Source organism: Pedobacter cryoconitis (assembly GCF_001590605.1).
Classification (GTDB): Bacteria; Bacteroidota; Bacteroidia; order Sphingobacteriales; family Sphingobacteriaceae; genus Pedobacter; species Pedobacter cryoconitis_A.
Map to the genome: position 1 here is coordinate 247,876 of NZ_CP014504.1, position 24,174 is coordinate 272,049.

Genomic DNA, 24,174 nt, shown 5'->3' on the forward strand with positions numbered 1-24,174 from the left:
ATTTATATGAATGCCAATTAATGACTCTTATAATTGAAAACAAAAAATGCAGGCAATAACGATTGACTTTAACAAGTACGTGTGCGGAGATGAATTAAATGGGATGAAAGCAGATATCCGGCTTTCCTTAAAACCATTTATCAATTTCCTGACGGAAAAAATTAAAGTAGAAAAGACAGCCAAAATAAATTTCTATACTTATCTGCTGGACCAGTTCTCTGCTTTTCCAGAATTGATGGACCCGATCCCTGTTACCGATGTGGCTAAATACAATCATTTGTATGAACTGATTTATACTGCGCTATCTCCTATCATCAACGACGAGAAGGAGCAGCTTTGGGCTTTAAGTAAACCGGTTTGCCCTTGCTTTCATTATGGGACAAATGCTTTTTATAAAGTTTTGCTGGATGATAAAAAAGAAGGGCTGAATGCAGATCTGGCTTTACCTTCTCAAAAGGAAATGCAAAAGACCATGTTGAGTACGCTATATAATCTTGTGCTGCAAAAGTTTTACAACTTTAGCCTGGGAACAGATCAGCATGTGATTAAATCTATTGTTGACCATGAAACGCAATTACTAAGATATTACAAATTAAATATAGATACCCGTTTTGTAGAAGTCACCAGTACTAAAGCTTTACCTGAGCTGACACTTCAAAATGTAAAGGAGTATATGCAGGATGAAACCAACAGCCTGGATACCCTGATGACGCTATTGCCTTCAGAAATGTTCCGTGTAGAAGGGATTTCTATTGTGAGTTTAGTAGATATTACTGCAGAATATGCATTGGAATCTATTAAAAATGCTATTATATCACATAACCAGTGTCAAATAGGGTGGAGTACTGCTTCAATTTCAGCCGCATTAAAGTCTTTAGTGGGCAGTGACCAGATCTCCTTTGGACTATTGCCTTATCTGAAATTAAATGATAAGGTCTTACCTTACTTTCACGAAGGCTTTCAAAGCGTAATCATTCAGCAGGCAAAGCTAGATGGAGTTAGTGAGCCAGAATATTCCAAGCTTATAGAAGACTTTGTCGCAAACCCGCGCAGATTGATCTTTCCTGAGCTTAACATAGAAGAATATTCAACTTTTCCGATGCTGAAGCTTGCTGCAGCTGCAGGAATTAAGTCTTATGCTATTTTTCCATTGTATTACAATGCCAGGTTGATTGGCTGTTTAGAACTTTATACTAAAGACAGCTCTGCTTTCAATGGGAATACTTTGTCCAGGATTGAAAGTGCATTTCCTTTACTTGCACAGCTTTACCAAAATATTATTGTTGATTTTAACAATGAGATTACGACTATCGTAACGGATAAATTTACAGCGCTCCAATCTTCTGTATCCTGGCGTTTCAACGAAGTTGCCTACAATTATATGCAATCTGGCGATTGGAAGAAAGACCTTCCTATTGAACCTGTTTATTTTAAGGATGTACATCCTTTTTATGGGGCAATTGATATCAGGAATTCGAGTATTGAACGGAACCTGATGATCCGGAAAGATTTATTTGCACATTTTGAAATCCTGGAAACTGCATTGGGAAACCTGAAGAGTGTTATTCCGGAAATTGTAGAAGATGATTTTCCAAGGCAGCAATCGTCCTGGGACCATAAAGGTTTCGATGAGATCTCTGACCGGGAAATTATGAAAACTGATGACTATTTACAGCATCAGCTCCCTCCTTATCTGAACGTCCTTAAAGAAGTCTATCCTGAGGCTGAAGGAATCATTAATGAATATTTTGAGCTGACACGCCAGGGAGGGAAGATCTTTGAAAACAGGGATAATTATGAGCAAAGCATGCAGACCATTAACCAGGCAGTGAATAAACACCTGGATCAGTTCAATGCAGAATTACAACAACAACACCCTTGTTATTTTGAGAAATTCAGAACTGATGGGGTAGAGTTTGATATTTACCTCGGACATTCGATTGCTCCGGACAGAGAGTTCAGCACAGATTTGGTGGCCGATTTCCGGTTGAGGCAATTGAAAGCTATTGCACAGATTACGAAACTAACACATGAACTGAAGCCGTCCTTACCAATTCCATTGGAAACTACGCAGCTGATCTTTGTTTATGAGAAGATCATTGACATTAGTTTCCGTATCGATGAACAAAGATTTGATGTGGAAGGAAGTTATAATATCCGGTATCAGATGGTGAAGAAAAGGATTGACAAAGCACATATCAAAGAAAGTTCCGAGCGGCTGACCCAGCCAGGTAAAATTGCCATTGTTTATTTCAATGCCTCAGAGGCAGATGAATATATGGTTTATATCCATAAATTACAGCAACAAGGCCTGTTGACTGATCAGGTGGAATACCTGGAGGTAGAAGAATTACAAGGTGTGGAAGGACTTAAAGCATTGCGCGTAACAGTCGCCGTTTAAAAACAGATTAAATGATCATAATTTCCAGAAAGAATAAGCTAAACCTGACAGTATCATTAACTACTCTGTTTTTTAGTTTCCCGTTATTTACAAATGCGCAAGTAAAAAGCACAAAGGATTCTATTACTATAGCGATTGCTCCTGAATATGATGCCGTATCCAAAACACACCGGTTCTTCTTAGGAGAGAATTACCGTAAGCAATGGGCCACGCCTGTAAAGATGCGGGTTATTGACTTGCAGAAAGAACAAGGTGGAATGAAATTTCTGCAAATGGGCGGAGGGATGCAAACCCGGTCAATGCGTTTGGAAGATGCTTCGGGCAGGGAATGGGTATTAAGAACAGTACAAAAATATTCTGAAAGAGGTTTACCTGAAAATCTAAGGGCAACGATTGCAAAAGACATTGTGCAGGATCAGATCTCTACGAGTCATCCTTATTCTGCATTAATAGTTCCTCCATTAGCTGATGCGCTTGACCTTCCGCATGCCAATCCCGAAATTGTATATGTTGGTGATGATCCTGCATTGGGACAATATAGAAAGGATTTTGCCAATGCGGTTTATTTGTTGGAAGAACGCATGCCGACTGGCTACGAAAAAAGCGATAATACCCTTAAATCACAGCGGAAAGTAGAAGAAGATAATGATATTCATTTCAATCAAAAACTGGTATTAAGAGCTAGGTTGCTTGATTTTATTGTAGGAGATTGGGATAGACATGAGGATAATTGGAGGTGGCTGAAGCTGGAAGATAAGAAAGGCGATAAGGAATATGTTCCTGTCCCGCGTGACCGGGATAAAGTGTTCTTTAAGTCTTCTGGTATATTTCCATGGATTCTTTCTCATCAATGGCTGAACGCTAAACATCAGCCTTATGAACCAAATATCAGGGCAGTTGACCAATGGAATTTTTATCAGCGTTACTTTGACAGATATTTCCTGAGCGGACTGAGTGAAAAAGACTGGCAGGAAGAAATCAAATATGTACAAGAGAAATTGACGCCTGCACTTTTAAGGAAGTCAATGCTGCTGATGCCGGCAAATATCTTTGCACAAGGTGGAGAACAGACTTTGCAAATTATGATAGCAAGGAAAGATAACCTGGAGAAAAGTGCAATGACTTATTATCGTTTTCTGGCCACTACTGTCGAAATTCCTGCTTCTGATAAAAAAGAGTATTTTGAAGTGAAACATCAAAAAAATGGTCACATCGAACTGACGGTTAGAAATATTAAAAAGAGCGGTGAAACAGGCAGAAAGCTTTATCAACGTACCTTTGATCCGAAGCTAACCAACGAAATCAGGTTATATGGAATGGGAGGGGATGATGTTTTTGAAGTGACCGGAAAAACGAAATCTCCTATTAAAGTTCGTATGATCGGTGGAGATGGGCATGACAAGTTTGAAATTGACCAGGCGCTGAACCATAAATCCAATACTTATATCTATGACCGTTCGGATGAAGAAAACGATCTTCCGGCCGCGAGTGTTGCCAAACTTCGTTTATCAACAGATACAAGCGTCAATCAATACAATAAAAGAAGCTTTGTATTCGATCAGTTTGGGCCATTGTTTCATGTAAACTATAATATTGATCAGGGGATACAAGCAGGTGCAGGTTTAATCCTGGAAAAACAGGGTTTTAGAAAAGCTCCTTATGCTGCTCACCAGGAATTTTGGGTAGATTATTCAACGGGTCGGAAATCCTTTATCTTAAGCTATGCCGGAGACTTTAAAAAAGTAATCGGTAATGCTAATTTCAAAGTGAATGCAAACCTGCTGGGCCCGAATAACCTGAGTAACTTTTTTGGCTTGGGGAATGAGACTGCTTTTATTAAAGAGGAGCCTAAAGGGATGTCTTATTACAGAAACCGCTACGATTACCTGACGGCAGATTTTCAGGTCTATGAAAAACTTGACAAATGGACCGTAGGTGGAGGGCTAACTACAGAATATTATACCAGCAGCCGTAAAGGAAATGAAAACCGGTTCCTGAATGACTTTAACCTGAGTAACCCGGAAGAATCTGTTTTCTCAGACCGTGTTTATGCAGGGCTTATTACTGAAATAAAATATGATTCCAGAGATAATATCTCTATACCTAAAAAAGGAATGTACTGGAATACCAGGATTACTGCTAACCAGCAACTCAACGGAGATCATGAGCGTTACGGAAAAATACAATCAGAATTCCGTTATTATCTGAATCCGGGACATTCCGGTTTTGTAATTGCGAACCGTTTGGGTGGAGGTACCACCGTTGGTGATCCTGAATTTTTCCAGCAAATGCAGTTAGGCGGTGTACATAACCTGCGTGGTTTTCATACCAACCGTTTTACAGGGAAATCCATGCTGTATTATAACCTTGACCTGCGTCTGAAGCTATTTGACTTTACATCTTATATTGTACCCGGTTCCTTAGGCCTTTTAGGTTTTAACGATGTAGGCCGTGTATGGATGCCCGGACAAACCTCTAATCAGTGGCATCACGGTTATGGTGGTGGAATTTACATTGTTCCAGCAGATTTAATCCTGATCCAGGCAGCAGTAGGTTTTTCAAAAGAAAGTACTATGCCTTACATCTCGGTAGGGTTTAATTTCTAAAATTTCATAAAAGAAGGTGCCGGACTGATTCAATATTCATTCCGGCATCTCTCCACAGTCTGTCAGAGTTCTTTATAAACCACCTTAACTGAACTTTTTACACCATCAACTGTTGCATTGATCGTTTCCGGATAACCATCCTTGTTAAAAATATAACTAAAACTCTGCTGCATACCCGGACTTAACAGGTTATTGCAAAGCTGTATGTTATTTATTCCGGAAAGAAAGAGTTGCATCTCTGCAGGGAAAAGGTTGTTCTCTTTTTCCAGTTGTAATAACCAGGTATAACTGCTCTGCTTAAACATGCCATTTTTGAGATCATAATTATAGCCTAAACTGAGTGTACCTCCTTTGTCAGCACTCAGGCTGCCGGTCGCATGATAGCTTTTCTCCTGTTCAGCTATCTTTCTGTTATTTATATCGAAATAACTTACTTTAATGACTTGGTTTTCCGTATTGTAATCCAGTTCGTAAGTCCCGTTCTGGACATAGCTATTCCCTTTTATTTTATAGGCCGTACCGCTGATCACCCTGCCTTTTTCATCCAGATCATAACTTGTACCAGAAACCGGCTCCTCATTTTTAAAACGCTCCAGCTCTATGGGCTTACCTGTTTGGTCATAGGTTATGACCAGCGTTCTCCCGTCTTCGTGTATTATCTTTTGAATAGCGGATTGCTGGGTATAGCTGATCACCACTTTCGACTTGCCGGTCCCCAGCTGTACCGGAATTAATTTCCTGATTCCAACCTCCACAATTGGTGGAATAATTTCGGAATCCTGAACTGCTCCATCTTTCTTTTTGCAACCTGTGATTCCCAATAACAAGATCAGGCTAATCCTGAAATATTTTTTGTAAGTTTCCATATCAATAATAAATTTAAGATTTAATTAAAACCTCAACTTACTCTTGTATTTCCATATAATGTTTAAATATTTAAATAAATATCCTAACAATAACAAAATAAGCCTGATAGGCATTGAAAAAAAATAATACAATTTAATGAAAAACAAACTGCGCTTATTTGGGTTATAACTCATATTTTAATAGCAAATTATAAACAACCCTTTATCCCAGTACTCCAAATAATTTATGGAAATAATTCATCTCAGCGCAGAATGTTATCCGATAGCTAAAGTTGGCGGTTTGGGGGATGTAGTAGGTGCATTGCCTAAGTATCAAACCAAACTTGGCCATTATGCTAAAGTGGTGATGCCAGCCTATAATAACTCATTTTTGCTTCAAAACGAATTTGAAGTTGTCTATGATGGATGGGGCAACCTTGGAACACGCCATTTTCCTGTTCGCATTTTCAGAGAGAAAACCAATAAGCTGGGTTTTGATCTTTATCTTGTTCACATTGCCGGCTTAACAGACCGCGACAAAGTTTATGGTTATGAAGATGATGTTGAACGTTTTCTAGCCTATCAGATTGCTACATTAGATTGGATCAATCAATGGGAACATCGCCCGGATGTGATCCATTGTCACGATCACCACACTGGCCTTGTTCCGTTTATGACAGGCAATTGTGAAAAATATAAAGACCTCAGAAATATTCCAACTATACTGACTATCCATAATGCGCAATATCAAGGGCAGTTTGGATGGGATAAGTTACATTATCTGCCTGCTTTTGATCTTTGGAGATCGGGCTTGCTGGAATGGAAAAAAGATATTAATCCACTGGCTTCAGCAATTAAATGTGCGTGGCGTGTAACGACTGTTTCTCCAAGTTATCTGGAAGAGATCAGCTACAATGCCAATGGACTGGAAAGTCTTTTAGCGAGTGAAAGAGGAAAGTCTGCCGGAATTTTAAATGGTATAGACAATGAAGTATGGGATCCGCAAAAAGATCCTATGTTAACAAAAAATTATGCAATAAGGACGGTAGAAAGTGGAAAGAAAGCAAACAAAGTGGCCTTATGTGATGTTTTTAATTTAGATCCTGCAAAACCGCTGTTCACTTTTATTGGCAGGTTAGTGGGAGAGAAGGGAGCAGATTTATTGCCTGCAATTTTCCATAATTCATTAGCACACAGTTACGGGAATATAAATATTCTTGTGCTGGGATCGGGTGAGCCTGATGTTGAAGAAAAACTGGTTGAATTAAAGGAATGGTTCCCCGGAAATTATAACGCTTATATAGGTTACAATGAAACGTTGTCCCACCAGATTTATGCTGGAGCAGATTTCTTATTGATGCCTTCGAGGGTAGAGCCTTGCGGGTTAAATCAGCTATATGCTTTGCGTTACGGGACAATACCAATTGTAAGAAGAATTGGCGGATTAAAAGATACGGTGGTGGATATAGGTGATGGTGGGTTTGGTATTTGCCATGACCAAACAAGTGTAGAAGATGTTGGACAGGCTATTGGAAGAGCTTATGATCTTTATCAGAATAAGAAACAGGTAAAGGAGATTTTGAAATTTACAATGCAACTGGACCACTCCTGGGATAAGGCAGCCCAACAATATATAGATCTGTACCAAATGTAATTTATTCATATGACTGAAAAAGTACTAGGAGTTATCCTTGGCGGTGGCCAGGGCTCCAGATTATCACCGCTTACGCAGACCCGTTCCAAACCCGCAGTTCCGATTGCCGGGAAATATCGTTTGGTAGACATTCCTATTTCTAATTGTCTGAATTCTGGTATTCACCGCATGTTCGTACTTACGCAGTTTAATTCGGCATCGTTAAATAAGCACATTAAAAATACATACCATTTTAGTCACTTCAGTGATGCTTTTGTAGATATACTTGCAGCTGAGCAGACTCCTGATAATCCGACGTGGTTCCAGGGGACGGCTGATGCTGTGCGTCAGACGATGCATCACTTGTTACAGCATGATTTTGAGTATGTCCTGATCTTGTCGGGTGACCAGTTGTATCAGATGGATTTCAATGAGATGTTACTGGCGCATGAGGAAAGTGGCGCGGAGGTTACTTTAGCGACTATTCCAAGTACGGCTAAGGATGCAACGAGTTTTGGCATCTTAAAGGCGAATGAAGAAAATATAATTACTTCTTTCATTGAGAAGCCGAGTGCTGAATTATTGGTAGACTGGGCTTCTGATACGGGACCGGAGATGCAGGCTGAAGGGCGTAATTACTTGGCTTCAATGGGTATTTATATTTTTAACAGGGATTTATTAGTCAAAATATTTGCTGAGAATCCTGATGAGAAGGATTTTGGTAAGGAGATTATTCCGCGTGTATTACAGACGCAAAGGGTACTGAGTTATCAGTATGAGGGGTATTGGACGGATATTGGTAATATCTGCTCTTTCTTTGAGGCGAATCTGGGTTTAACGGATGATATTCCAAAGTTTAATTTATTTGATAGCAACCAGAGCATTTTCACAAGGCCGAGGATGTTGCCTCCGACCAAGATTTTAAGTACGTCTTTAGTGAAAGCGGTCATTGCAGAGGGGTGTATTTTGAATGCGGATCTGATTAAGCATTCTGTGATTGGTATCAGGTCAAGAATTGGAAATGGTACGTCTATTGAGAATACTTATATTATGGGAAGTGACAGGTATCAGACACTTTCGGAGATTGCAGAGGAAAATGCTGCGGGAAGACCGCTGATCGGGATTGGTGACAGGTGTAAGATTTTTAACGCGATCGTTGATAAGAATTGCAGGATTGGGAATGATGTAGTGATCAATGGGGGGATTCATTTAGAGGATGGCGATTTTGAGTGTTATGCGGTTAAGGATGGGATTGTGGTTGTGAAGAAGGATGCAGTAATTACTGATGGAACGGTGATCGGGTAAGGGGGTTCTCCTGAGGGTCAATTAAAAAAAGGTTGAGCAGTTTTCTGGCTTGCGTTCCCTGAAGAGGGATCCGAGGCTCAGAAAATTGCTCAACCTTTTTTTATTGATTCAGGTTTTAATCCTTTTCCGATCACCGGTTGCATGAGTTTTACAACGCAATACTTTATTCACAACCTTGTGGTTGTTGGTAATATGGTTAGATATCGTTATGGATTGCTGTTACTTGTTGTTAATTGCTGGTTAGGTGTTGTTGATGGATTGCTAATCTCTTAATGATTTTTTGAAGGATCCAGAATTAAATGAGACTTTAATTTCTGAATTTGATAGAATTTTGGGGCATAGAATTATACAGATCCTTAGCATATTAGGATCAGATAGAATTTTAAGATAAATTGTGATCGTGTTTTAGATTACGATTTTAGTGTTGTTTTGGGTAGGGTGTCCTGTGCAGATTAGCACTCTGCCGGCTGCGATTTCTTCATCGGTCAGGACTTCGTTATAGTCCATTCTGACACCGCCTTCGGTGCAGGAGGCCACGCAAGAACTGCATATCCCGGCTCCGCAGCTGTAGGGTACGTTGATGTTGTGGGCAAGGGCCACTTCCAGGATTCTTTTATACCAGGGTACTTCTAATTGGTAGATGTTTTTATTGAATTCAAGGAGAACTGTGTAAGTGTTTTTGTCTTTAATAACCTTCTCTGTCATGTCGTCATCGTCTGCTTCGTCTTCGGGGATAAAGTAGGTTTCTTTTTTTATCTGATCTATACGGAAGCCTAAGCCTAACAGGGAAATGCGGCACATGACCATGTAGTCAATGGGGCCGCAGGTGTAGCATCGGGCATCGGATTGGTCGTATTGGATGTTGGAGTTGTAGAGGTCGTGGAATGCGAAGCTGTTGAGGCGTGCGAATTGGAGGTTCTTGGAGTCGCTGAGCAGGTAGATTAGTTTAAAGCGTTCGGGGTAGTCTTTTTGCCATTGGTTTAGTTCTTCGTAGAAGAGGGTTGTGGTTGCGGAACGGTTACTGTAGATCAGTACTATTTTTGAGTTTTCTTCCTGGAGCAGGGCTGTTTTTAAAATGGAGTAAATAGGCGTGATGCCCACGCCGGCTGCAAAAAGGAAGACGGTACGTTTAATGGTTTTGACAGGAGTATAGGTGAAGATTCCTGTTGGGGGCAGCACAGTCAGGATATCTCCGGTGGCTGTTTTGTGGTGCAGGTATTTAGAGATTTCTCCGTTTTCTACGAGTTTTACTGCGATACTGAGGAGTTCATCAATTGCGGGTGAGCTGCAAATGGAGTAGGAACGCCTGATTTCTTTGTTGTTGACCTGGAAGAGTACGGTCAGGAATTGTCCTGCTTCGTAGCTTGGCAGCAGGCCATTTACGGGTTCGAATTGAATGAAGACGTTGTTTCCGGGACGTTGTGAAATTTTAGTAATACGTAATTGCAGGGTAGTCATAGCATACAAATCTATCGATTTATTTTATAAAGGGTGACTTAAATATAGTTGAAAACGAGGGAGAAGATGGTTTTTTCATGGGGTATTGAACTGACTTCCAGGTTGCCGTAGTGCATTTTCATGATGTTACGGGTAATGGTTAAGCCAATGCCAGAACCGTTTTTCCGGGTCGTAAAAAATGGGACGAATATTTTCTCGGTAAGTTCAGGTTCAATTCCTTTACCGTTATCGGTAACGTCTATGAAGAGCTTGCTTTGTTCCAGGCGGTAGTCGATTTCTATCTGGGGATGATCGACGTTTTCCAGGGCATGGATGCTGTTGGTGATTAGGTTGATTAAGGCTTGTTCTACAAGTTTCAAGTCTACATTGATGGTGATTTTTGAAGAGGTTTGACCTACTGATAGTTTGACGTCTTTTGCAGCAGCAAACGGCTGCATCAGCACCTGGATGTGCTGCAGGATTTCGCCTATACTATGGGATTCGAGTTCAGGTGTTGGTAATTCAGCAATTAAACGGTAGTCTTTAACAAAATCCAGCAAACCAATTGAGCGTCTTTTGATGGCCTGAATTGCGGGTTTGAGGTCTTCAAGTTCCTCCTTGTTGAGGGAATCTTTGTTCGCAACCATGGTATTGACGGTGTCAGAAAGGGAACTGATGGGGGTAATGGAATTCAGGATCTCATGAGAGATAACACCAATGAGCCTGTTCCATGCTTCTATTTCTTTTTGCTCAATTTCATCCTTGATGTTTTGGAAAGAGATGATCCTGTAATTTGTATTGTAGAGGTTGATGGGGATCACTTCGGTAGAGAGCTGGATCAGTTTGTCCTGAATTTTTAATTCAAGGAATCTTTTACCTCCTTTTTCTATGCGCTCAATTTCAGTGGCGAAAAGTGGAAGGTGTTCTTTCAGGCGGTGCCAGTATTTATAGGCTGGAACTTTTAGTAAGGCTGCTGCGGCTTCATTAAAGAAGGATATTTCTGCTTGTTCAGGTATGGTGTTGTCGTCTTTTAGTACGATTACCCCAACGGGAACCTGCTGAAGAATAGTTTTAATAAGCTGAAACATGGCATCCTGTTCCAGTTGGATGTCTTTATGCGTTTTAATGATGTCATCAAAGGAACTGTAAAGGTCGGGAAAACTGCCTTTGGTACTTTTATTTCTGAAATTTAAGGTATGATCCCGTGTTTTGATAGCGAGTATAAAACGTTTGATATCAGCTCTGATCTGATTGATATAATTGTAGAGCGAAATGATACTGATCAAAAAGATACAAGAGACACCGGCAATGGTAAACCAGAGCTGAGTTTTCAGCACGAGGTATGCCAGCAACAACGCCAGTGAGTTGATCAGTAAAAGACTAAAAAGGAGCCTGAAAGTGAAACGTTGATAAAACATAAGCTATAATCCGAATTTTTCTATCCTGCGATACAGGGCTGCGCGGGTCAGACCAAGCTCAGCAGCAGCGCGGGATATATTTCCTTTGTGGTTTTCTATTGCCTTTTGTACCATCATCTTCTCCATTTCTTCCAAATCCAGTGTCTGTGGCATTGGTGCGGTACCACCAAATCTTTGTGGGCTCAGTTGTAAATCCTGCTCGGTAATCTCTTTACCATCGGCCATAATAATAGCCCGTTCAATCACGTGCTGCAATTCGCGGACATTTCCTGGCCAATGATAGTTTAATAAGGTCTTCTCTGCCTTTTCGGTGATGCTGGTGATGCTTTTATGATACTTTGTGCTGAATGTATGTAAAAAATGATTAGCAAGCTGTATGATGTCCTCTGCACGTTTGTGCAGGGGAGGAAGTTCCAATTCTACGGTATTAATCCGGAAAAGTAAATCCTGACGGAATGTACCTTTGGCAACCATCTCATTCAAAGGCATATTGGTGGCCGTAATTAATCTTATATTCACTTTACGGTCTTTGCTCTCTCCCAAACGTGTTACAGTCCGGTTTTGCAGTACTGTAAGCAGTTTGGATTGTAGGGGAAGCGAAAGGTTACCGATTTCATCGAGGAATATGGTTCCGTTATCCGCAAGTTCGAATCTTCCCGGCCGGTCATCCCGGGCATCCGTAAAGGCACCTTTAGCGTAACCAAACAGCTCACTTTCAAAGAGGTTCTCATTTAAAGAGCCCAGATCGACATGCATAAAAATGTGGTTCTTTCTCAGGGAATGTTTGTGGAGTTCGTATGCGAAAACCTGTTTTCCAGTGCCGTTTTCTCCAAGGATCAATACGTTAGCATCAGTTGGGGCAACTTTAATTAAGGTGTTTTGCAAATGCCTGATAGGCTCAGAAGTGCCGATAATATTTTCAAATTTGCGTGCCTGATCGGTTTGAATAGAGGTATTGATCTTCTCTAATTTTTTAACTTTTTTAGTGGATTGCCTTAATTTAGAGGCAGCAGAAAGTGTTGCATAGAGCTTTTCATTTTCCCAGGGTTTGAGGATAAAGTCCGTTGCCCCTTTCTTGATGGCTTGTACAGCCAGTTCTACATTGCCATAGGCAGTCATCAGAATAACTACATAATCTTTATCAATAGATAAGATGTGCTCTAACCAATAGAGCCCTTCCCGGCCATTGCTTGCCCCTTTCTGATAATTCATATCCAGCAGAATGATATCTATTTCGTTATGGCTCAGCAGAACATTGATTTCCTTTGGTGATTTGCAAGTAACAACCTGGTTGAAATGCTGCTTTAAAAAGAGCTTCGCACTGAGTAGAATATCATCGTCATCATCGATTACTAAAACGTTTGCTTCTGTCATTTTGTGAATTTTTAGGCAGCAGCCAGGCTTTGTGATCCAGTCGTTTAAATAGCTGCTGAACAAAAATAGTGGAATTGTCCGTTGCTGTACAACAGGTGTCCGATAATGAACGGTAATTTTCTCATTAAATGTGTTAATTCTTTGGTATGTAGTGTTTTAAATATGTTTCGTTGCTTTGGCATATCCTTAGCTTAAGGCCAGATAGATATTACAATAGTTATCATGGATAAGATCATCGAAAAAAAGAGATTCAGTACTAAAAAGATATTAATGCTTACAGGAGGACTTTTGTTAGCTGTATTAATGGGATATGGATATAAATTATCATTGAATAAAGTTTATAAAGCTGATGCAGACAAACTGACGATCAGTAAAGTGAAATATGGTGATTTTGAGGATGTAGTTTTACTGAATGCGAGTGTGGTACCCTTAACTTCAGTAATCGTGAGCTCTCCGGAAGGTGGGACAGTAGCTGAAATTTTCACAGAGAATGGGGCTAGTGTAGTTAAAGGCACTCCGCTGTTAAGAATTGCTAATCCAAATGCCCTTTCTAACTATACCTCGAGCGAAACCAGTATTATAGAACAGATCAATCAATTGCGTAAAGTGCGTCTGGATCTGGAACAAAATCAAAGGGTAATGGCTCAGGATATGATGGTGATCGAGAATACACTGAGAACCGCTGGCCGGAAATATAAAATTGATAGTGCGCTGTTTTTGAATAAAGTAATTACCAGGGAAGAGTTTAATACTTCGAGCCAGGATTATGAGTATAATAAGGGTAGAAAAGCGATTTTAAAACAGGCAGTTAAACAGGAAAACCAGAGCAGGACAATGCAGTTACAGCAAATTGATGTTTCTGTAACCAGAATGAATGAGAGCTTGGAAACTATCCGCAAAAATATAGAGAATATGACTATTAAAGCGCCTGTTTCAGGAAGGTTGTCTTCTTATGATCCTGTAATCGGTAAATCTTATACGGCCAATGAGATGCTTGGAAAGATTGATGTAATGCAAGGCTATAAATTGCAGGCTGGTGTGGATGAATATTATATTAACCGGGTAAAAGAAGGGCAATCTGCTAATTGTGAGTTTAATGGAAAAACTTATCGCCTTACGGTCAGAAAAGTAATTCCTGAAGTCACAGCCGGACAGTTCCAGGTGGAATTAGTTTTTGAAGGGAAATCACCCGATGAGTTAAGAAGAGGATTATCTTTACAAGTAAAACTTACACTTTCTGACAATAGTAAATCTTTGCTATTGGCACAGGGACAGTTCTTTCAGAGTACCGGAGGATCATGGGTATTTGTGCTGAAGGATGGAAAAGCCCAAAAAAGAAACGTAAAAATAGGCCGTAAAAACTACCTGTACTATGAGATTATGGAAGGGTTGCAGAAAGATGAAGAAGTCATTACTTCCTCTTATGATCAATTCAATCAATATGATATTGTAGAGGTCAGTAAGTAATCAGATAACAATAGCATAATCAGATAGCAATGGCGTAATCAAATGATTAAAGCGTCAATTCATAAAAAGACATAAAAATATAAATCATAATATCATGATAAAAATTGAGAACCTGGAAAAAGTATACAAAACGGAAGAAGTAGAAACGACTGCCTTGAATGGAATCAATATGCATGTCAAAGCAGGGGAGTTTGTCTCTATTATGGGCCCCTCAGGTTGTGGAAAATCAACTTTACTGAATGTAATGGGACTCCTGGATAAACCTGAAAGCGGCAGTTATAAATTTCTGGAAACAGAACTGTTGACTATGAATGATAAAGAACGCTCCAACTTTCGCAAAAGAAATATGGGTTTTGTATTCCAGAACTTCAACCTGATTGATGAACTGACTGTATTTGAAAATATAGAATTGCCCCTGATTTATAATAAAGTTGCTGCTCCTGAGCGTAAACGTCTGGTGAATGAGATGATCGAAAGGATGAATATTGTGAACCGCAGTGGTCATTTTCCTCAGCAGTTGTCCGGAGGTCAGCAGCAACGTGTTGCCGTAGCAAGAGCTTTAGTCACTAAACCAAAATTAGTATTGGCAGATGAGCCTACGGGAAACCTGGACAGTTCTCATGGAAATGAGGTTATGGAACTGCTTTGTGAACTGAATGAGCAAGGGACTACCATTGTGATGGTGACCCACTCTTCGCATGATGCTAGTTTCTCTAACCGGATTATTAACCTGAAAGATGGACATGTAATTTCAGAAAAAGTAAATAAAGCGAGGTCTGAAGAACTTATCTAAGCAACGTTTTCATTTAAAAAGCGTCAACCTGTAAATTGAACCGCCATCGTACTCAACCACCGACCATGTTTAAACTCAACCTTAAAATTGCATTCAGGAACCTTTGGAAGAATAAAGGGTATACTTTGATTAATATAGCTGGTTTATCTATTGGTATGGCAGGTTGTATTCTGATCTTTTTATTTATCAGTTATCAATTAAGCTTTGATCAGCAGTATAAAAATAAAGATAGAATCTACAGGGTAGTGAGCCACGCGTATTATGCAGGCGGTGAAGAATTTGATCGTGGAGTTCCCTTGCCCTTAGCTTCTGCTATGCGTAATGATTTTGGAATGTTGGAACAGGTTGCTGCTTTGGAGGGAAGCTGGGGAATGATTAAAGTCAAAGATTCCAAAGGGAATGTGAAAATTAAAATTCAGGAGAAAGCATTTTACGTAGAACCTGATTTTTTCAGAATATTTGATTACGAGTGGTTGGACGGAAATCCGGAGCAGGCTTTAAAAGAGCCAAATACAGTTGCACTTTCGCAAAAGACAGCTGAGCGGTTTTTTGGTGATTGGCATCAGGCCGTTGGTAAAACTATCAATTATCAGAATAATAAAGATCTAAAAGTTACAGGTGTATTTGCTGATATACCAGAAAATAATAGTAATGTGATCAATATTGCAATTTCTTATGCAAGCTTTGAAAATAGAAATCAAAAAAGATGGGGGTCAATATCTTCAAATTCAGAGTGCTACGTTTTACTTAAACCAGGTGTAACAACTGCTGACTTAGCGAGTCCAAAAGCAGTATTCCTGAAAAAATACTATGTCGAAAAGACAATTGCTAAACCGGATCATCTTTTTCAACGTATGGATGAAATCCATATAGATGAACGTTTCAGTAATTTTTCTGGCAAAATAACCAGTAAAAGTGAACTGTTTGGCCTTACAGCGATAGGTGTGTTGCTGCTAATTACCGCATGCATCAACTTCATTAACCTGGCTACTGCACAAGCGATAGGGAGGTCTAAAGAAGTTGGTGTACGCAAGGTAATGGGAAGTGGTAAAAAACAGCTTATGATCCAGTTTTTAACCGAAACAATGCTGCTGACTTTCATCGCATTGTTATTGGCTTGTGCAATCACAGAAGTTGCTTTGCCAGGTATGTCTGCCTTGTTTAAGGAAAAAATAACGTTTAATCTGCTGGAGCGCCCGGTCATCTTTGTATTTCTTACCTGTATGGTCTTGTTTGTTAGCTTTTTATCCGGCTTTTATCCAGCAATGGTCATGTCTGGATTTAGTCCGGCGCTGGCTATTAAAAACAAGGTGAATATTGGTCATGGTGGTGGGTTGCTACGCAAGGTGCTTGTTGTTGTTCAATTCGCCATCACAATTGTATTAGTTACTGGTACATTAGTCATCCTGATGCAGATGAAATTTATGAGAGAAAAACCTCTTGGATTTAATTCTTCAGCCGTAGCTTTAATTACCATTCCTACTGACAGTCTAAGCAGACAGAAATTTGAAATTTTAAAGAGCAGGGTTAAAGCTCAACCCGGTGTATTAGCTGTTAGTTTATGCAATAATGGCCCGAGTGCAGATGATAATACAAATAACGCATTTGCTTTCGATGGAACAAAAGAGGCTGATTTTCAAGCTAACACCAAAATTGTAGATGCAGATTATCTGAAGACATTTGGTTTGCAGCTTGTGGCTGGAAGATACCTGAGTCAGCGTAAAAGCGATACCATCCATGAATTTGTGGTGAATGAAACTTTATTGAAAAAATTGAATGTTATCCATCCTCAGGATGCAATTGGAAAGAAAATCCTGTTTGGAGGGTTAAGTATACCTGTGGTCGGTGTAGTGAAAGATTTTAATAATCTGAATCTGAGAGCTTCAATTTCCCCGATCATTATGGGTACCCGTAATGATCGTTTCGAGATTATGGCAGTGAAAATGAACGCGCAGCAAATTCCAGCAGTCATGAAAAATATAGAAAAAATCTGGAATGAGTATTATCCGGATCATGTATATTCTTCTGATTTCATGGAAGATAAGATTAATAAATATTATGAAAGTGAGCAGATTATGGGCACACTTTTCAAAGTATTTGCCCTGGTCATCATCTTTATTTCTTTCATTGGTTTATTTGGCTTGATCGCTTTTGTTGCGGCGCAAAGAACAAAGGAAATGGCTATTCGTAAAATATTGGGGGCAAGTGTATTTGAACTGATGAGCATGCTGAATACGACTTTTATCTTCCTGATTTTAATAGCCAATCTTGTCGCCTGGCCAGTAGCCTATATTTTTATTCAGAAATGGTTATCAGGTTATGCTTATCGTATAGAACTCAGCATCTGGCCATTTGCAGCCGCGATGTTTATTTCCTTGATAATTACTTTGGTTACGGTAAGTTTTCGCTCCTATAAAACAGCGAAAACTAATCCGGTAGACGCACTTAAATACGAATAAAAAACGCAGGATGTTTAGACTCAATCTCAAAATTGCATTAAGAAATCTCTGTAAAAATAAAGGATATACCTTTATCAATATCGCAGGCTTATCTATCGGTATGGCCAGCTGTATCCTCATTTTTATCTTTATCAGGTATCAATTGAGTTTTGATCAGCAATTCATCAATAAAGACCGGATTTACAGGGTAGTTTCTTATTGGAAATATGCGGATAAGGAAGAATTTCAGAGTGGTGTTCCAAGGCCTTTGGCTGCGGCTATGCGGAATGATTTTGGGATGCTGGAAGAAGTCGCTGCATTAGAGCGTAGCAGCGGAATTATCAAGGTAAAAGACCAATCAGGTAAGGTGAGGTTAAAAACAGCAGAGGATGTGTATTATGTTGAGCCTGGTTTTTTCAAAATATTCGATTATCCCTGGCTGGAAGGAAACCCTCAGCAAGCATTGGTACAACCAAATACTGTAGCGCTTTCTCAGAAAATGGCTTCAAGGTTTTTTGGTGACTGGCACAAAGCAGTAGGGCAAACTTTTCAATACCGGGACAAGATCCTTAAAGTAACAGGTGTATTTGCAGACATTCCTGAAAATAACAGTAATCCTATCCATATCGTAATAGCCTATGCGGGATATGAAAATAAAGATATGAAAGCTTGGTATACGGTCTCTTCAAGTTCGGAAGTCTATATTTTGTTAAAAAAAGGAGTAGACATTGCTGACCTTGAAGGGACTAAAAATGCCTTTCTTAAAAAATATTATACAGAAAAACAATCAAATGTTAAAGAAGATCATTTTTTTCAACCGCTGGCTGAACTGCATAAAGATGCAAACTATGGCAACTTTTCCGGGAAAATAATAGAGAGTAGTCAGTTGAAAGGCTTAACGGCTATTGGTGTGTTTTTACTCCTCACTGCTTGTGTAAATTTTATTAACCTGTCTGCGGCACAAGCAATAAGCCGCTCTAAAGAGATAGGGGTGCGTAAAGTGATGGGGGGCACACGAAAGCAATTGATGGTGCAGTTTCTGACCGAAACACTGACAATTACTATTTTATCTTCACTGATTGCATGCGTATTAACAGAGGCTGCTTTACCAAGTATGATCGCATTGTTCAGGGAAAATATCTCTTTCAGTATGGTGGATCATCCGGTTATTTTTGTGTTCATGATCGGGCTTGTTCTGCTGGTTAGCCTGGTCGCTGGTTTTTATCCGGCAATGGTGATGTCAGGCTTTAATCCTATCCTGGCCATAAAGAACAAAGTTAACTTAAGTAATTCGGGGGGTGTTGTTTTACGCAAGGTGTTGGTGGTTATGCAGTTTACACTTACTATTGTCCTGATGACAGGCACGTTTATCATCATGAAACAGATGAAGTATATGCGCGAAAAGCCATTGGGATTTAATCCTTCGGCAATTGCCATGGTAGAGGTGCCGGGGGATAGTCTCAGCCGGTTAAAATATGGCCTGTTGAAAAAAAGAATATGGAAGGAGACAGGTGTGCGTTTTGCAAGTTTATGCAGTAGTGGCCCTTCCTCAATAGATGTTGACGATTATAATTTCTCTTATAATGGGAAGAAGCCACGTTTTCATGTGGGCAGTAAATATGCAGATGCTGATTATTTTAAAACATTTGACTTAAAGATAATTGCAGGAAAGAGCTTTTCTCAAAATGATAGCTTGCAGGAGTATATGGTGAATGAGACTTTTCTCAAAAAATTAAATATAGTACGTCCGGAAGATGCAATTGGACAAAAAGTTACATTGGGCGGAAGTTCAGCTCAGCTCTCCATTGTTGGCGTAGTGAAAGATTTCAACAACACAAATTTAAGAGAAGCTATTTCGCCGATTTTATTCCATAAAAATTCCAGGGAGGCTACTGTGATTGCTGTCAAAATGAATACGCAAAATATACCTGCTACGATGAAAAGTATTGAATCTATATGGAATTCTATTTATCCGGATCATGTGTATGGGGCCACTTTTATGGAAGAAAAAATCAATAAATATTATGAGAGTGAGCGGGTAATGGGTACGCTGTTTAAGGCATTTGCATTGGTCATCGTATTTATATCTTTTATTGGTTTGTTTGGATTGATTTCTTTTGTCGCTACACAAAGAACAAAAGAAATGGCAATACGTAAGGTTTTGGGTGCAAGTACATTAGAGTTGGTTAATATGCTGAATTTTTCTTTTATGGCGCTTGTGCTCCTGGCTAACCTGATTGCCTGGCCAATTGCATATGTTTTGATAGATAAATGGTTGTCTGGTTATGCGTACAGGATTGAGTTAAATAGCTGGCCCTTTTTAATTGTCACCTCTATTTCGATGGTGGCAACCCTGCTGACGGTCAGCTTCCGTTCTTTTAGTGCCGCAAGAACAAACCCGGCAGATGCATTGAAAGATGAATAATTAAATGATTATGATTAAACTCAACTTCAAAATTGCCTTACGTAACTTATGGAAGTATAAGACCTATACTTTGATAAACATTGCCGGCCTTACAGTGGGAATGGCATGCTGTATCCTGATATTTATTTTTATCCGGTATCAGCTTAGTTTTGATAGCCAGTTTAAATACAGCGATCGTATTTACAGGATAGTCACTAACTGGAAAATGGCTGCTGGAACCAATACTTCCCAAGGTGTGCCTATTCCGCTGGTGAAAGCCATAACGCAGGATTTCCCACAGGTAGAAAAAGCAGCAGCTATCCAGGGCTCTTATGGGATGATCAGTATTAACAATTTTTCAGGCAAACCCGGTCTTAGAGAGACATCCCGCCTGTTTTATGCACAACCTGCATTTTTTGAAATCTTTAATTTCACCTGGCTTGCAGGGAATCCTCAACAAGCATTAAGCCAGCCGAACACCGTAGTGCTATCTGATGCTAAAGCAATTCAATATTTTGGAGACTGGCATAAGGCTGTAGGGAAATCCATCCGATTGAACAACAAAGCAGATTTAAAGGTAACAGGTGTATTCAAAGCGCTTTCTGAAAATACCAGTTTGCCGCTTCATGTGGTTTTAAGCTATGCGACCTTTCCGGATAAAAATGATAAAAACTGGAACTATGTGATCTCTCATTCTGAATGCTACATTCTACTAAAAAAAGAAGTTGGAATCCATGATTTAGCTGCTTCTTTAGCTGCGTTCAATCATAAACACTACAATGACACAGATAAACAGGGGCAGCAATATCATTCATTCCAACCACTGAAAGATATACATCACAATGGGCTTTATGGGAACTTCGCCCATAAAACGATGGAAAAGAAGGAAATTTATGGGCTGGTGATTATTGGTGTTTTTTTACTCCTCACTGCTTGCATTAACTTTATTAATATATCGACTGCACAAGCCATAAACCGGTCAAAAGAAGTTGGTATCCGTAAGGTAATGGGTAGCGGACGCAAACAGCTTATGATCCAGTTTTTAGCAGAAACACTAACGCTTAGTCTTATCGCTTTATTAATTGCCTGCGTGCTGACAGAAATCACAATTCCTTATTTACAGCATCTTTTTGATGAACCTATTTCTTTCAGTTTGTTTGAACACCCGGTAATCTTTGTCTTTCTTGCTGGGCTGGTGCTTACCGTCGGTTTGCTTGCGGGTTTCTATCCTGCAATGGTTATGTCGGGATTTAGTCCTGCACTAGCTATTAAGAACAAAGTAGCTTCCAATCAGGCTGGTGGGTTAGGACTGCGCAGAATTCTGGTTGTTGTCCAGTTTACGATTACTGTTGTGCTGATTATTTCTACGCTGGTAGTTTTAAAGCAAATGAACTATATGCGGCAAAAACCACTGGGCTTTAATCCAGATGCAGTTGCTATGATCCGTTTACCAAATGATAGTCAGAATCAGCCAAAACAAAACCAGCTAAGAGAGCGGATATTAACTATACCGGGTGTTAGCCAGGTTAGCCTTTGCGACATGGCTCCTGCTTCAACTATGGTGAATGAAAGTAAATTCTCCATAAACGGGATTCTGATTAAAGATTTCGAAGTGCGGGTATTACATGCAGACCAGGCTTATTTTGAAACTTTTAACCTGAAGATGATTGCCGGAAAAAGCTTATCAAAAAGTGATACGGTTAATTCATATGTGGTGAATGAAACCTTTCTGAAAAAGATGAATATAGCAAGTCCGGAGCTTGCACTTGGAAAGTTAATCCGCATTGATAACCATGAGGCCAGGATAACGGGAGTGGTGAAGGATTTTAATGATAAGTCTCTGCATCAGGAAATTTCTCCACTTGCACTTTCTTCCGACAAAGGTCTGTACACAAATCTGGCTATTAAAATGGAACGGAAAGATTTGCTGGAGTCCATGAAACAAGTGGAAAGTTTATGGAATACTATTTTTCCGCAGGAGGTCTACGAGGCGGATTTTGTTAGTGATGACTTAAACAGATACTATCAGACGGAGAAAGTAATGGGTGTCTTATTTCAAAACTTTTCAGTGGTGATTATCTTCATTTCATTTATTGGTTTATTTGGCCTGGTATCTTTTGTGGCCTCGCAGCGTACACGTGAAGTGGCGATCAGAAAAGTTTTGGGTGCTACTGATTTTGAACTGGTCAAGCTGCTGAATGGTTCATTTTTACTACTGGTATTTTTGTCGAATTTAGTGGCATGGCCAATTGCTTATCTCTTTATCAGCAGGTGGTTGGCTGGTTATGCTTACCGGATTGAACTCAATATATGGCCTTTTGCAATTGCCATGTTTACCTCAATGGGCATCACCCTGCTGACGGTCAGCTTCCGTTCTTTTAGTGCCGCAAGAACAAATCCGGCAGATGCATTGAAAGACGAATAAAACAAAAAGTATTAATTGATTAAACCTTATATTTATCAAAACATGATACAATTACAGAATATAGAAAAATACTACGCAAACAAAGGACTGAAAAGTTATATCCTCAGACATGTGAGCACAACCATACAACAAGGCGAGTTTGTTTCGATTATGGGGCCTTCTGGTGCCGGTAAATCTACTTTACTGAATATTTTGGGAATGTTGGAAGAGCCTACTTACGGAAGTTATGAGTTTATGGGCGAAAATGTAGTTTCATTGAATGAGCGCAAAAGGATAGAACTTTACAGAAATCATATCGGTTTTGTTTTCCAGGCTTATCATTTGATAGATGAGATGACTGTTGCCGAGAATATTGAAGCGCCTTTACTTTATAAAAAGGTAGGTAGTGCAGAACGTAAAAGCCGCGTGGCAGAAATGCTTGACCGCTTTAACATGGTCGCTAAAAAAGATCTTTTCCCTAATCAGTTATCAGGTGGTCAGCAACAACTGGTGGGTATTGCAAGGGCTTTAGCAGCACAACCACTAATTATCCTGGCAGATGAGCCAACAGGAAATTTGCAGTCAGCACAGGCTTTGCAAATCATGGATCTTTTCAAAAAACTGAATGAAGAAGAAAACATTACTATTATCCAGGTAACGCACTCTGAAATCAATGCAGGTTATGGTACACGTATTTTACATTTGCTTGATGGAGTAATCAGTGAGGATCTTCAGGTGGTGGTATAAAAAAGTATCTTTGTTCCATGTTACGTCAGTTTACCGATCAGCTTGATCAGACCATTACGATTAATTATCCACCAAAGCGGATCATTTCTATTGTGCCTTCCCAAACCGAATTATTGTTTGAACTGGGCTTGAATAAAGAAGTGATCGGGCTGACTAAGTTTTGCATTCATCCTGCGCAGCAGTTTAAGGCTAAAACTAAAGTAGGAGGGACGAAGAAACTTAATATCGAACTGATCAGAAGCCTGAAGCCTGATTTAATTATTGGCAACAAGGAAGAAAATACGAAAGAAGATATAGAATTGCTCCGGAAAGAGTTTCCAGTATGGATGAGTGATATTTTTACGTTGGAAGATGCCATGAAAACCATTACGCAGATTGCAGAACTGGTAGACAGGCAACCTGAAGCAGCTTACTTAAATTATCTGATCAACGCGGGGTTTACAGATCTGCAAACTTTAGCTTTACAGCAGGGGATAGCTAAAACAGTCGCTTACCTGATCTGGAAGGGCCCTTACATGCTGGCTGGAAGAAATACTTTCATTGATGATATTTTGGTTAAAAACGGGCTGACTAATGTGATTAAGGCTGATCGTTACCCTGAAATTGAACTTCAGGAGCTGGCCGCATTAAAGCCGGAACTGATTTTACTCTCTTCAGAACCGTATCCTTTCCGGGAAAAGCATATAGAGGAATTGAAAATGGCCATCCCAGGATCCAAATTGATGCTGGTAGACGGCGAAATGTTCTCCTGGTATGGCAGCAGATTGGTCAAAGCGGTTCAATATTTATTTCAGTTGCAAAAAGAATTAAAATAAATTAGCTTAAAATGAATGTGTTAGCTGTTTAGAGGTGAAATAAATGCAAAAGGTTTTTGATAATTGATAACTATCTCTATCTTTGCA

The 24,174-nt window shown here is 39.7% G+C and carries 15 protein-coding genes; 11 read left to right on the top strand and 4 right to left on the bottom strand.

Annotated elements, in window-relative coordinates:
• Window positions 1–46: 46 nt before the first annotated feature.
• Together AY601_RS01115 and AY601_RS01120 are read left to right on the top strand one after the other, a co-directional pair.
• Complete coding sequence (locus AY601_RS01115) at window positions 47–2,401, top strand: GAF domain-containing protein (RefSeq protein WP_068395364.1); 2,355 nt, start codon at window positions 47–49, stop codon at window positions 2,399–2,401.
• An 11-nt stretch (window positions 2,402–2,412) separates the two neighbouring features.
• Entirely contained in the window at window positions 2,413–5,007 is a 2,595-nt protein-coding gene (locus AY601_RS01120) for a BamA/TamA family outer membrane protein (RefSeq protein WP_068395366.1), read from the top strand.
• A gap of 62 nt (window positions 5,008–5,069) precedes the next feature.
• Here AY601_RS01120 and AY601_RS01125 read toward each other — a convergent pair whose 3' ends face one another.
• Window positions 5,070–5,873 carry a hypothetical protein gene (locus AY601_RS01125; protein ID WP_068395369.1) on the bottom strand — a complete coding sequence of 268 codons (804 nt, stop codon included), beginning with the start codon at window positions 5,871–5,873 and terminating at the stop codon, window positions 5,070–5,072.
• Between the two features lie 226 nt (window positions 5,874–6,099).
• Between AY601_RS01125 and AY601_RS01130 the strand changes: the two genes are divergently transcribed.
• Window positions 6,100–7,506 (top strand): glycogen synthase, encoded by a 1,407-nt coding sequence (locus tag AY601_RS01130; RefSeq protein WP_068395371.1) that lies wholly within the window; start codon window positions 6,100–6,102, stop codon window positions 7,504–7,506.
• 9 nt (window positions 7,507–7,515) lie between these two features.
• Window positions 7,516–8,790: a glucose-1-phosphate adenylyltransferase gene (locus tag AY601_RS01135; RefSeq protein ID WP_068395373.1), complete on the top strand. Its 1,275-nt coding sequence runs from the start codon at window positions 7,516–7,518 to the stop codon at window positions 8,788–8,790.
• Window positions 8,791–9,195: 405 nt separating this feature from the next.
• Here the strand turns inward: AY601_RS01135 and AY601_RS01140 are convergent, their stop codons facing one another.
• The 3 genes from AY601_RS01140 to AY601_RS01150 are packed head-to-tail and all read right to left on the bottom strand — an operon-like array spanning window position 9,196 to window position 13,019.
• The gene (locus AY601_RS01140; protein WP_068395375.1) at window positions 9,196–10,248 is read right to left on the bottom strand and encodes a ferredoxin--NADP reductase; all 1,053 of its coding nucleotides are present in this window, start codon (window positions 10,246–10,248) and stop codon (window positions 9,196–9,198) included.
• A 38-nt stretch (window positions 10,249–10,286) separates the two neighbouring features.
• Window positions 10,287–11,645: a sensor histidine kinase gene (locus AY601_RS01145; protein ID WP_068395377.1), complete on the bottom strand. Its 1,359-nt coding sequence runs from the start codon at window positions 11,643–11,645 to the stop codon at window positions 10,287–10,289.
• Window positions 11,646–11,648: 3 nt separating this feature from the next.
• Window positions 11,649–13,019, bottom strand: a complete 1,371-nt coding sequence (locus AY601_RS01150; RefSeq protein ID WP_068395379.1) for a sigma-54-dependent transcriptional regulator — start codon at window positions 13,017–13,019, stop codon at window positions 11,649–11,651.
• A 222-nt stretch (window positions 13,020–13,241) separates the two neighbouring features.
• Here AY601_RS01150 and AY601_RS01155 point away from each other — a divergent pair, with 222 nt between their 5' ends.
• The 7 genes from AY601_RS01155 (at window position 13,242) to AY601_RS01185 (ending at window position 24,087) form a co-directional block, all read left to right on the top strand.
• Window positions 13,242–14,486: an efflux RND transporter periplasmic adaptor subunit gene (locus AY601_RS01155; RefSeq protein ID WP_068395381.1), complete on the top strand. Its 1,245-nt coding sequence runs from the start codon at window positions 13,242–13,244 to the stop codon at window positions 14,484–14,486.
• A gap of 94 nt (window positions 14,487–14,580) precedes the next feature.
• Window positions 14,581–15,279, top strand: a complete 699-nt coding sequence (locus AY601_RS01160; RefSeq protein ID WP_068395383.1) for an ABC transporter ATP-binding protein — start codon at window positions 14,581–14,583, stop codon at window positions 15,277–15,279.
• A 65-nt stretch (window positions 15,280–15,344) separates the two neighbouring features.
• Complete coding sequence (locus AY601_RS01165) at window positions 15,345–17,738, top strand: ABC transporter permease (RefSeq protein ID WP_068395385.1); 2,394 nt, start codon at window positions 15,345–15,347, stop codon at window positions 17,736–17,738.
• Between the two features lie 10 nt (window positions 17,739–17,748).
• Window positions 17,749–20,142, top strand: a complete 2,394-nt coding sequence (locus AY601_RS01170; RefSeq protein WP_068395387.1) for an ABC transporter permease — start codon at window positions 17,749–17,751, stop codon at window positions 20,140–20,142.
• A gap of 10 nt (window positions 20,143–20,152) precedes the next feature.
• Window positions 20,153–22,546, top strand: a complete 2,394-nt coding sequence (locus AY601_RS01175; protein WP_068406994.1) for an ABC transporter permease — start codon at window positions 20,153–20,155, stop codon at window positions 22,544–22,546.
• Between the two features lie 42 nt (window positions 22,547–22,588).
• Window positions 22,589–23,272 (top strand): ABC transporter ATP-binding protein, encoded by a 684-nt coding sequence (locus AY601_RS01180; RefSeq protein WP_068395389.1) that lies wholly within the window; start codon window positions 22,589–22,591, stop codon window positions 23,270–23,272.
• 17 nt (window positions 23,273–23,289) lie between these two features.
• The gene (locus AY601_RS01185) at window positions 23,290–24,087 is read left to right on the top strand and encodes an ABC transporter substrate-binding protein (RefSeq protein WP_068395391.1); all 798 of its coding nucleotides are present in this window, start codon (window positions 23,290–23,292) and stop codon (window positions 24,085–24,087) included.
• Window positions 24,088–24,174: the final 87 nt, after the last annotated feature.